This window comes from Coleofasciculus sp. C1-SOL-03 (genome assembly GCF_040220555.1).
Lineage (GTDB): Bacteria > Cyanobacteriota > Cyanobacteriia > Cyanobacteriales > Coleofasciculaceae > Coleofasciculus.
The window spans coordinates 1-11,700 of the sequence record NZ_JAVJUO010000202.1; the positions used below are offsets into that span (position 1 = coordinate 1).

7 protein-coding genes and 1 pseudogene are annotated in these 11,700 nt (G+C 47.6%); 3 read left to right on the forward strand and 5 right to left on the reverse strand.

From position 1 onward, the window contains the following. Together RIE73_RS31185 and purC are read right to left on the reverse strand one after the other, a co-directional pair. Positions 1-493, reverse strand: a pseudogene (locus tag RIE73_RS31185) (BamA/TamA family outer membrane protein); the annotation flags it as partial. A gap of 330 nt (positions 494-823) precedes the next feature. Beyond that, entirely contained in the window at positions 824-1,558 is a 735-nt protein-coding gene (gene purC / locus RIE73_RS31190; protein WP_446404860.1) for a phosphoribosylaminoimidazolesuccinocarboxamide synthase, read from the reverse strand. A gap of 681 nt (positions 1,559-2,239) precedes the next feature. On the opposite strand from purC, the gene RIE73_RS31195 reads away from it, so the two are divergent. Next, a complete protein-coding gene (locus RIE73_RS31195; RefSeq protein WP_446404861.1) occupies positions 2,240-2,497 on the forward strand; it encodes a DUF7219 family protein in 258 nt (85 codons plus the stop codon). 311 nt (positions 2,498-2,808) lie between these two features. Here the strand turns inward: RIE73_RS31195 and RIE73_RS31200 are convergent, their stop codons facing one another. Both RIE73_RS31200 and RIE73_RS31205 read right to left on the reverse strand, forming a co-directional pair. Next, a complete protein-coding gene (locus RIE73_RS31200; protein ID WP_446404862.1) occupies positions 2,809-4,176 on the reverse strand; it encodes a hypothetical protein in 1,368 nt (455 codons plus the stop codon). Between the two features lie 350 nt (positions 4,177-4,526). Beyond that, positions 4,527-5,003, reverse strand: a complete 477-nt coding sequence (locus RIE73_RS31205; RefSeq protein ID WP_446404863.1) for a hypothetical protein — start codon at positions 5,001-5,003, stop codon at positions 4,527-4,529. Positions 5,004-5,300: 297 nt separating this feature from the next. On the opposite strand from RIE73_RS31205, the gene RIE73_RS31210 reads away from it, so the two are divergent. After that, positions 5,301-10,400: an nSTAND1 domain-containing NTPase gene (locus RIE73_RS31210; RefSeq protein WP_446404864.1), complete on the forward strand. Its 5,100-nt coding sequence runs from the start codon at positions 5,301-5,303 to the stop codon at positions 10,398-10,400. A 48-nt stretch (positions 10,401-10,448) separates the two neighbouring features. Here RIE73_RS31210 and chlG read toward each other — a convergent pair whose 3' ends face one another. Then, on the reverse strand, positions 10,449-11,429 hold the full coding sequence (gene chlG, locus RIE73_RS31215) for a chlorophyll synthase ChlG (protein WP_446404865.1): 981 nt from the start codon (positions 11,427-11,429) through the stop codon (positions 10,449-10,451). 82 nt (positions 11,430-11,511) lie between these two features. Here chlG and RIE73_RS31220 point away from each other — a divergent pair. Then, a partial coding sequence (locus RIE73_RS31220) for a hypothetical protein (RefSeq protein WP_446404866.1) occupies positions 11,512-11,700 on the forward strand: 189 nt, incomplete at its 3' end.

Sequence of the window (11,700 nt, forward strand, 5' to 3'; positions counted from 1 at the left end):
TTGAATCCACCTCAATTTGATGAATCGCTGGATTATCCTGAATCGGCTGGGAAATCGCTTCTACCTCACCTCTAGGACTGTCTGTTGTCGATTCGTCCATAACTTGAGCGAACTGAGGAGAAGCAACATCATGGTGATGAACTCTCCCCTGATGTGTTGGTTGAACCGATGGTAATGGCGTTGAACCTACCTCAATTTGATGAATCGCTGGATTGTCCTGAATCGGCTGGGAAATCGATTCTCCCTCACCTCTAGGACTGTTTGTAGTCGATTCGCTGGTTTCATTAACGGCTTCACTCAGCCAATGTTGAGCCGTTGTTGCTGCGGGGTAGTCTGGCATCCCCATTTTCTCATGGTCTTTTAACCCATCCCGTTGACTAGGTTCAAAGTCGCGGATAGGTTGGTCACTTGTTTGTCCATGGCTAGGGGAATTCGATAAACCGATGCTAGCCGTTACCGCAAGAATTGCCGTTAATAAAGGAGATAAGCGCATGATCCTCAGATTTTTTGACACGTCCACACACCACGTTGATTGCAAGGGTTGCGATCAGCTTTTATCCGTTGTTCACTGCTTGTTACTCAGTTGAGCGATTGGCTACTGAACAAGCCCGGTTAAGTTGACTTAGGATCTGACATCGAGTTGCTTTAAACTTAAGATGTCATCATTTAACTGATAAAGGACAAAATACCAGGATTTTCATCACCTCGCTTACTCTGAAGCGATTAAGTCCCCCTAGCACGGCTTGGCTACTCATACCTACCCGTTAACCAGCACAGAAAAAAGCAGACATCCTAAACCTTACAGCGTTCTGTCCTCTGCCTTCTACTTTCTGCCGTCTTGGGTTAGCACTCGCTCTAGAACTTGCTGATAGGCTTGTTCGACTTGTCCGAGATCCCGACGAAAGCGGTCTTTGTCCATGACTCGCTGTTGGGGATCAGTTTCCGCTTGGTTCCACAGACGACAGGTATCGGGGCTAATTTCATCGGCTAAGAGCAACTGTTGGTTGGCATCAATGCCGAATTCTAGCTTAAAGTCCACTAGGGTAATGCCGCAGCTTTGGAAAAAGGCGGTAAGACTCTGGTTAACTTGTAATGCTAGTTGGTCTAGCTGGTTGAGTTGGTCGGGTGTTGCCAGTTCTAGGAGTAATAAGCGATCGCGAGTGAGCAAGGGATCTCCTAATTCGTCCTTCTTATAGTAGAATTCCACCAAGGGTTGGGGCAGTATTTTGCCCAGGGGTAATCCAGTTTGTTGACACAGGCTCCCTGCGGCAATGTTCCTGACCACAACTTCCACAGGTAAAATGGTTACCCGCTTGACGCGCATCTGGTTGGAGGTGGGACAGTCAATGAAATGGGTACGAATCCCTTGAGATTCTAGAAACTTAAACAAGTGAGCCGCGATCGCGCAATTCATTTCCCCTTTACCGACGATTTGACCTCGCTTTTGGGCATTAAAGGCAGTTGCATCATCTTTGTAGACGCTGAGGAGAATCTCTGGATCTTCAGTCGGATAAAGGATTTTGGCTTTGCCTTCGTATAGTTTTTGCGGTTGAGACATAATCAGAGTTGGTTCGATAGAATGGTCAGTTAAGCCGTAGGGGTTTGGTCACCACCATTGGTGTCAACTTAAGGTGAAAGCTCGGTTGAGCAAGGGTGTCGGGTGTCGGGTGTCGGGTGTCGGGTGTCGGCTAAAAAACCTCACACCTACCACCATTCACCTCACCTATTCATCCACAATGTTTTTTTCAAACAGGTTCCGTTTAATACATAGTGAGCCAAAATTGCTCGCTTTCCCCCACACCCCACACCCCATACCCCATACCCCACACCCCATACCCCATACCCCACACCCAGTATCCTATCGTGGGTAATGTGGCTTAAGTTGACACCCATGGGTCACCAAACCCCTGTCCCCCAAGGCGGCACTGGGTTATTCACGCCAGATTCACTACAATGGTAGATGGTGGGAGTCTAAAAAATTTGTACCATTAATTATTCTGAGTCAGATGAGGATGGCAAACATCTGAGAAGCCGTCCTTGAGCCTTTGTCGTGGCTACAGAGAACTGAACTAGACTCAATACTTATACCAAATCCGGGTTAACTACCCCCTTTATGGATACCCAATGGGGTGTGGGGAATAGCAACCAAGGAAAGGATGGGAGCAATCGTTAAGTTTTTTGAGAAAAAGGGGGGAATTAGATTGTAGTTGATCAAGAATAGCTTTTATAGGAGATCAAAATGACCGATAGAGATGAGTTTTTATATCCACGCAGTCGCTATTACGGCGATGTCAAGCCAGAAAATTTGGTGTTTAATGCTAATTTACAGGAATTCGCACAAAAGGTAAACTATATTTGCAACTTAGAAACCGCAGGTAAAGTTGAACCCGAAGCTGCCTATAAACAAATTAAAGAGTTGTGGCATAATTTGAGACAGAGTAAACAAGAACTGGCAGTTGGTCAGCACCCTTTCCGTGGGGATGATAGGGATAAATAATATCAAATCCGGTTAAACAATCTCACTAAAAATGGCTGAAACCCTCCTGATGACGTGATTGTATTTGTGTGCAATCAACAGGATTCGATATAACCTGTAGGGGCGACCCGCTTGCATTAATGAACAATTGTATCCACTTAATGAACTCGGGTCGCCCGTTTAGGGGTTGAAGTTGGGAACGGGGGAATTAAGCAAGATCCCCGACTTCTTGGAGAAGTCGGGGATCTGTCTGTGTACCTCACTTGAATATAACGTTTAAGTTAATCCTGATAGGGCGATGCGTTTATGGCGAAGACAGCGCAACTACAAACTCAAGACCAAAACCGCCGAATTATCCATGTGACTAACGCCGCCGCTAAGGCGACAGTTAGGGTGTAGGTGAGGGGGATAGCGGGTTCAACCCAAGGTTTAGGAACAAGTTGAGAATTGGAAATTAGCAATCGAATGGGGTCTTGTTTGTCCTCACCTAGCTTGTCTAGAGAGGCGACAAAGGAACCAACCGTCCAACCGACACCGATTACAGCCACGGTATCTTGGAAGTTGCGATCGCGTTCGGCTTTATCTAATTCTACACGAGAGCGAATCGCGTTAATGGTGTCTTCGAGTAATCTCAGTCCGCGTTCCAGATTTTCGGTGTCTTTGTGGATTTGCAGCAGGTATTTATCGGTGACTAATTCGCTAAATTCCTCTAAAAAGGCTAAGTCACTTTCTGATTGTTTGGCGATGCGGGCGACTCGTTTTTTATAGTTACTCAGATTAATATCAATCGTGCGGGCTTGAAAGTCAAGCTGGTTTAGGTTAATTGTATAGCGATTTAAAATATCCTGAGTTTGTTCTAAGTGTTGGCGAACTTTGTCAAATTCTCGTCCCTGCGATCGCGCCAGATCAATTGATTTTCGTCCTGCTTCAATGGCAGCAAAATGATGTTTAATGGTTTGCTTTAATAGACGGCTTTGACTGTAAGCCCAAAGGATTTTGTTGCGGTAACAGAATAAGCGTAACCAGTCATCATAGAAACGGGCAGCAGTTTCGGCGGCGGCTCTATCGGGATAGAGGATAATTAGAATATGTTGGTTATCTTGTAAGTTGGCAAGATTGGTGATATCTGTGTCCTCTTTCATCACCAAGCGGTAGCGCTTGAGTTCATAGATCGTTGCCCCTAAAAATTGCCCTTGTCCTTCTAAATCTTGTTGCCAATTTCCATTAGGAATTAATGACTTGTAACAGGCTTTGGCAATCGCTTCAGGATTTTGAGTTTCTGGGTGAGGAAGCCAGCCAGACATCATCCAGCTTTGTCCAATGGTGGCGGTTTCACCGTGCGATCGTTGTTCAATTTCAGCTTTTAGGGTGGCAAAAGATTGGGCGGGTTGGGGTTCGGTTTGATTGTTAATCGAACAGTCGAGAATGAGTCCGTAGGTGTCGCCTAAACGCACGGGATAGTAATAGCCTTGCAAGGAATCGGGTTCAGCCGGGGTCTCAAAACCGTGAATTTTTGGCAGGAGTTCTTGATATTCGACTTCAAAATAGTTATCTTTTTGAAAAAGGAGAGGGTGAACGCTGGCGGGGAGTTTTTTCTGAAAATAAGTGCGATTTTGTTCAATTTCTGCTTGACTTTCACCTAAGCCGTTTCTGAGGTCATAGAGAAATAGATCGAGGGTAGGATAGATAATATCACTCATAATTTAGGGATATTGATATAAAAACGAATATAGCAATTCTCAAGCGTTAACCAGCCTTGGGTTCAAACCCAAGGCTAAAAGCTAAAGTCGTCTAAAGACGACTGTATAGCACTACACACACACGTTAGGACAAAAGAAGAAAAATTTAAATCGCTTTGACCCTGAGCGAAGTCGAAGGGTCAATCCCTTGTAAGGTAAGTGTTTTTCTTCACTATTGCCCATTGCCTATTGCCCATTGCCTAGCGCGTAGCGCTGTAAAAGAATTCTAGTCGCTTCAAGACGATTTGTGCTACCAGCCAAGAACTTGAATTCTTGGGGCAAGCAATCTAAACCTTTTCAGTCTACTGAAATTATGTATTAGCTGTAGGCTTTTGCAAAAATTGTTTGAGTTTTTCCAAACTACTGAGTTTTTTAGCCGTTGCAGATGGGTTAGGCTGCGATAATATATCGATCGCGATGTTGTTAATTTCTAGACTCTCTGACTCAGACTCGTCCATCACGGGAGCAAAACCGCGTGGTCTTGGTGCAGTAGCAGAGGCGACGTGTTCGAGTTCGGCTGAGGTGGGGAGTAAATCGTCGGGAAGGGTATTACCGATTGTATCAAGTTGAGATTTAGCGGTTTGATAAAGTTGATTTAAGTTGGGATTCACCTGGATGATTGAGACTAAACTAGGGACGATTTCTGACTCCCAGGCATCAGGTTCTAATTGTAATTGATAGGCAATATCCGTAAACGCGGCTTGTTCTTGTTCAGTTAAGGATGTTTCAAAATCCTGGAGGGCAAGCAATAGCGCCAGTAATGTAGTGTTCGCGGTTAGATTATCCATTGGCAACTCTCAATAGTGTTAAAAAAGATAAAGAATTATGAGCGGTGAGCGGTGACCAGTTACCAGTTCCCCATTGAGGATAATACCCCAGCATTTTCAGAATTCTGCCAGATGGCTAGCTGGTCAATTAGGGACTACACCCTTTACTCGTCATTCTACAAACCTTTATTTGGATATTTCAGATTATTGTATATATAGGAAACAAAAATTATAAATTTATTTTTTTTGTAGAGATAAAAATAAACTTAAAAAAACCTATGATAAAGTTGAATTGCTGAACTCTACAAATTAGCAGCAATGGATAGGGAAGCTTTAGTCGTCGGGATTAATCTTTATCCGCTACTCCGAGACGGACGGACGGAAAAACCCCGACATCTGGATAAACCCGCCGCCGATGCTGAGGCGGTGGCGCAGGTTCTGGAAACCTACGGACAGTTCCGAGTGCGGCGGTTACCAGAAGTTTATGATGATGCAGGGAACCCCCAGGTAGCCGCTAAGCCTCATCCCACCCAATTGGTACGGGTGAAAACGCTACAAGAAGCTATTGCAAATTTATTTAATCCCCCTAGTCGCCAAGTTCCGGATACGGCGTTGCTGTTTTTTGCGGGACATGGGTTGCGGAATGACCAAGGGGGAGTCAGTGAAGGATTTTTGGCAACCAGTGATGTGAAACCTCAAGATGGTAAATGGGGGGTTTCGTTGCAATGGTTACGGCGATTACTGCAAGAAAGTCCCGTGCGTCAGCAGATTGTTTGGCTGGATTGCTGTCATAGTGGGGAATTGCTCAACTTTTTGGAAGCTGATCCGGGGGCGATGGGGGAAGCACGTGATCGCTGTTTTATTGCGGCGTCTCGTGATTTTGAAGTGGCGTATGAGGAATTTGGCGGACAGCATGGGGTATTAACCGGGGCGCTGTTACCGGGTTTGCGTCCAGAGGGAAAGTCACAGGGATGGGTGACGAATTATAGTTTAGTCGAGGCGATTAATCGTCAGTTATTGACCTCGCGCCAACGTCCAATTTTCCACAACTCTGGCGGTGAGATTCTGCTGACGGGGAGAAAGGAAACGATAGAACGGGCGGTATTAATGGCAGGAGTCTGTCCCTATAAGGGATTGGAGTCCTTTGAGTTTAATGATCACGATCCTAAATATTTTTATGGGCGCACCGCGTTGACGGATCAGTTATTGGCGAAAATACGCCAGGGGAATTTTCTGGCGGTGGTGGGTGCGTCGGGGAGTGGTAAGTCGTCTCTGGTTAAAGCGGGTTTATTATATCAGTTGAAACTGGGACAGCGTTTGTCGGGAAGTGACCAATGGGCGATTCGGATTTTTCGACCGGGAGAGCATCCGTTAAAGAGTTTAGCCTTGGCGTTTGTGGATGAGGCGACGGAGTCAGGAGACGTTGAACGATTGGCGTCTCAGGGGGCGGCGGGTTTAGCGGAGTTGGTTGGGGCGATTGATGCGCCTCGTGTGGTGTTGGTGGTGGATCAGTTTGAGGAAGTGTTTACCCTGTGTCAGGATGACAGGGAACGGGGACATTTTTTGGAGTGTTTACTGGGATCGACCTCTCCCCTAACCCCTCCCCTTGCAGGGGAGGGGAATATGGCGGCGGTTAATCCGTTAAATAGTGTTGATCATGTAGGGGCGCAAGGCTTGCGCCCTAATCAGCGCCCGGATGTGCGCCCGAACCAACGTATCACCTCAGACCAGAAATTACCCGATTATCAGCAAGGGCAAGGTTTAGAATCGACCTCTCCCCTAGCCCCTCCCCTGCAAGGGGAGGGGAATATGGCGGCGGTTAATCCGTTAAATAGTGTTGATCATGTAGGGGCGCAAGGCTTGCGCCCTCATCAGCGCCCGGATGTGCGCCCGAACCAACGTATCACCTCAGATCATCAGCAAACACAAGATGAGACTCTTGCTCCCCCTTCCCTTGCAGGGAAGGGGGCTGGGGGGTTAGGTCTCAGGTTAAATCTCACCGTCGTAATTACCATGCGGGCGGACTTCTTTGGCAAATGTGCGGAACAGGACTATGGGGGACTCGCTCACCGAATCCAAGAGAATTTAGTCACCATCACCCCAATGAAGACTGAAGAATTAGCCGCCGCCATCACCGAACCCGCCAAACAAGTCGGCTTAGAAATCGAGCGGGAACTGGTGACCCAAATGCTCCATGATGTCGAGGGACCCGGAAGTTTACCCCTATTGCAATATACCCTCACTGAACTGTGGCGGCAGCGGCAGATGAATCTGTTGACCTTGGCAGACTATACCAAACTGGGTGGGGTCAAGGGAACGCTGCAAAAACGGGCAGATCAGGTGTATGAGTCTCTGTCTAAAGAACAGCAACTGATAGCTAAACGGATTTTTCTGGAATTGACTCAACTGGGAGAAGGAACCGAAGACACCCGCCGACAGGTATTTAAACAAGAGTTTATCAACGATGAGTTATCTAAAGAATTAGTTGAACAGGTAATTACTCAGTTAGCCGATGCGCGGTTACTGGTTACGTCCCAACTGCGGGTGCGGGGAGAGAGTGGGGCGACATTAACCGTGGTGGATGTGGCACACGAAGCCCTAATTCGCCATTGGACACGCCTGCGCCAGTGGCTGAATGAAAACCGGGAAGCGATGCGAAAAGAGCGCAAGCTAGAAGAGGCGGCGAACGAGTGGGAGAGTCAGGGGAAGCCAGAAGAACGGGCATTTCTGTTGGAAGGACCCAAATTACAGGAAGCGGAGAGTTTTCTGGAAGAGTATGCTCACTTGGGGTTACTCTCTAATGTAGCCCAGGAGTTTATTCGGGTGAGTCAGGCGTATCAAGAACGCTTGCGCCAACAAGAGGAAGAACGTCAACGGCGAGAGCGAAAGCAGACGCGGAGAACGATTCAAGTGGGGATTGTTTCGTTAATCTTCGTCACTGGCTTGGCTGTTGTAGCTGTAGGATTTGGTTTGCGATCAAGAAAACAAGCCCAAATTGCTAATGCCAAGGAATTAGCGGCTACAGCCGAATGGATTAGAAGTCAGCCCGGTTTATATCAAACCAGTGTCCTCTTGGCTGTAGAATCGATGGAACGCTTCCAGACGTTGAAAGAACCTTCAATAGAAGCGGATCGGGCGTTGCGGGAAGGACTGACGTTACTACCTGCGACAGTCAGTCAAGTCAGCCACGAGAGTGGGGTAAATGCCGTGGCGTTCAGCCCTGATGGTGAATGGCTGGCGACCGCAAGTTCAGACAAAACCGCCCGCATCTCCCAGGTAAGTAGCGGCAAAGAAGTTGCTTGGATCAGCCACAAGAGTGGGGTAAATGCCGTGGTGTTCAGCCCCGATGGTGAATTGGTGGCAACCGCTAGTCAGGACAACACCGCCCGGATCTCCCAGGTGAGTAGCGGCAAAGAAGTGGCTCGGATCAGCCACGAGAATACGGTAAATGCCGTGGCGTTCAGCCCCGATGGTGAATTGGTGGCAACCGCTAGTCAGGACAACACCGCCCGGATCACCCAGGTGAGTAGCGGCAAAGAATTAGCTCGGATCAGCCACGAGAGTGGGGTAAATGCCGTGGCGTTCAGCCCCGATGGTGAATTGGTGGCTACGGCAAGTTGGGACAAAACCTCCCGCATCTCCCAGGTGAGTAGCGGCAAAGAAGTGGCTCGGATCAGCCACGAGAGTGGGGTAAATGACGTGGCGTTCAGCCCCGATGGTGAATTGGTGGCTACGGCAAGTGGGGATAACACCGCCCGCATCTCCCAGGTGAGTAGCGGCAAAGAAGTGGCTCGGATCAGCCACGAGAGTCCGGTAATTGCCATGGTGTTCAGCCCCGATGGTGAATTGGTGGCTACGGCAAGCTATGATAACACCGCCGAAGTGCATTGGCGAGAACCCCAGCCTTTAGTCAAGAAACCGTGTCAACACTTGAGCCGCAATCTCACCGCCAGTGAATGGCAGACATACATCGGTGAGTTAGATCAGTATCGTAAAATCTGCCTTAATCGCCCCATTCATCCTAGCGTCCTCACAGAGGCGAAAACCTTGGTCAGGCAAGGGAACAAAAAAGATGCATTAGCGATTATCCGCAGAGCAAAATCCCTTGATCCAGATATTGACCTAAATCCTGACACCGAAGCCCTAGACCAAGACCCAAAAATCGTTTTACAACAGTTTTCTGCACTAGCCCAGGTGGAAGAGGGAGAAAAATTGGCACGAGAAGGGAAAGTAAAAGAGGCGATCGCATCTTACACCCAAGCTCTGGATTTTGACCCAGATGTTGACCTGAATCCAGATACAGACGCTATAGAAAACGACCCGCAAGCTGTCGCCCACGCATTGGCTGCACCAGGCAAGGTTGAGGAAGGAGAGAAATTGGCACGACAGGGGCAAATACAAGAGGCGATCACATCCTACACCCAAGCCCTGAAATTTAACCCAGATATTGACCTGAATCCATATACAGAAGATAAAGAAAACGACCCGCAAGCTGTCGCCCAAACATTGGCTGCACAGAGCCAGGTTGAGAAAGGAGGGAGATTGGCACAACAAGGGAAAATAAAAGAGGCGATCGCATCTTACACCCAAGCCCTGAAATTTAACCCAGATATTGACCTGAATCCATATACAGAAGATAAAGAAAAGGAACCCAAAGCTGTCGCCCACAAATTTGTTGCACAAGGTAAGGTTTGGGAAGGACAAAGTTTAGCACGAGAGGGGAAAATAAAAGAGGCGATCGCATCTTACACCCAAGCTCTGAATTTTGACCCAGATATTGACCTGAATCCCGATACAGAAGCTATAGAAAATGAACCCAAAGCTGTCGCCCACACATTGGCTGCACCAGGCAAGGTTGAGGAAGGAGAGAAATTGGCACGACAGGGGAAAATACAAGAGGCGATCGCATCTTACACCCAAGCTCTGAATTTTGACCCAGATATTGACCTGAATCCAGATACAGAAGATAAAGACAACGAACCCAAAGCTGTCGCCCACAAATTTGCCGCACCAGGTAAGGTGGAAGAGGGAAAAGAACTGGCACTAGAGGGGAAAATAAAAGAGGCGATCGCATCCTACACCCAAGCCCAAAAACTTGCTCCAAACCTGGAAATTTCTGAAATTGCTTTGGATACTCTTTGTTGGCGGGGTACTCTACATGGTCATACTGCTGATGTGATGTCTTTCTGCGACAAGGGAGTGGAAATGTATCCTCAATATGGCAGTATTCGTGAAAGTCGTGGTTTGGCTAGGGCACGAACAGGCAATATTGAAGGAGCAATTGAAGATTTTCAATCAGCGATCAAATTGACTGACAATGATGAAATAAAGTCACGATCGCAGCGCTGGATTGATGAACTCCGCGCCGGGAAAAACCCCTTCACGCCAGAAGAACTTGAGAGGCTGTTCAATGAATAATTTGAGACGAACAGAGACGTTCCAGCGGAACGTCTCTACCATTCAATCCTAAATCCCCGCATGACCTAACGCTAACCCCGCAACCAGCATCCCCAGAACCAAAAACGGTTGAGCGCTGGCTTGATATTTCACATCATTTTCCAGGGGCGATCGCAGAAAATACATGTCCTGAAATGTAATCTGAGGCACAATTAACAGCAACAGTATCGCCGCATAGAGATTTTGATGAATGCTAATTAAATACCCCGCAATCCCGGCTTGAAAGATATCAATCATCAGCACACAAATCCAAGCCGCCGTACCCACACCAAACATCACCGGGAGAGACTTCAGCCCCAATTGGCGATCGCCTTCCACACTCTTAAAGTCATTCACCACGGCAATCCCTAACCCTGCCAGACTATAAAACAGGGTAAGAATCACAATCGTCCAATTCAGATCTCCAAATAAAGCATGACCCGCCCACCAGGGAAGGGCAATATAACTCGCACCCAGGGCATAGTTTCCCAGCCAACCATTCTTTTTCAGCTTCAATGGCGGCGCTGAGTAAATATAGGCGAGAAACGCTCCAAAAAGCGTTAAACAGGTTAACGTGGGAAACTCATGACCCACCCATTGATCTAACCCATACGCCACACCGATACCCGCCAGCAATAGCAAGACAATCTGAGTCACCACTTGGGGAACCGAAATTGCCCCAGAAGGAATCGGGCGGTAGGGTTCATTAATCGCATCCAATTCGCGATCATAAAAGTCATTCAGGGTTTGGGTATACCCCGCCATCAACGGACCCGACAGTAGCATACAGGTTACCGCTCTCAGGATATCTTCCGGCGTCCAGGTATATCCACCGCCCGACGCCGCGCCACAGACAACCCCCCAAATTAGGGGAATCCAGGTAATCGGTTTCATTAACTGGAGACGAATTTTCCAGATCGATTTTTCACCGGGGGCGGCACCTTTCATGCCTAGAAGTTGCCGGGTTTTTCCTGTTTTATCGGTTGGTTCGGTTGAGGGAGAGTTAGACATTTTAGTATTGAGTTTTGAGTGTTGAATTTTAATTTTGTAGGGGCGGGTTTAGGGATTTCCTTATGGGTATTGATGGTAACGTTTGTACAAAACCCGCCCTAACCGATACCTAGAGGCAGGTTTATATTATCGTTTGAAATGGTGCGTTACGCTTTTTGGAAATGGTGCGTTACGCTTTTTGGAAATGGTGCGTTACGCTTTTTGGAAATGGTGCGTTACGCTTTTTGGAAATGGTGCGTTACGCTTTTTGGAAATGGTGCGTTACGCTTTT

What these genes read in the sequence shown, in the direction of transcription:
- purC (WP_446404860.1), bottom strand. Translation starts at nt 1,558, where the DNA reads ATGTCTCAACCGCAAAAACTATACGAAGGCAAAGCCAAAATCCTTTAT.
- RIE73_RS31195 (WP_446404861.1), top strand. Translation starts at nt 2,240, where the DNA reads ATGACCGATAGAGATGAGTTTTTATATCCACGCAGTCGCTATTACGGC.
- RIE73_RS31200 (WP_446404862.1), bottom strand. Translation starts at nt 4,176, where the DNA reads ATGAGTGATATTATCTATCCTACCCTCGATCTATTTCTCTATGACCTC.
- RIE73_RS31205 (WP_446404863.1), bottom strand. Translation starts at nt 5,003, where the DNA reads ATGGATAATCTAACCGCGAACACTACATTACTGGCGCTATTGCTTGCC.
- RIE73_RS31210 (WP_446404864.1), top strand. Translation starts at nt 5,301, where the DNA reads ATGGATAGGGAAGCTTTAGTCGTCGGGATTAATCTTTATCCGCTACTC.
- chlG (WP_446404865.1), bottom strand. Translation starts at nt 11,429, where the DNA reads ATGTCTAACTCTCCCTCAACCGAACCAACCGATAAAACAGGAAAAACC.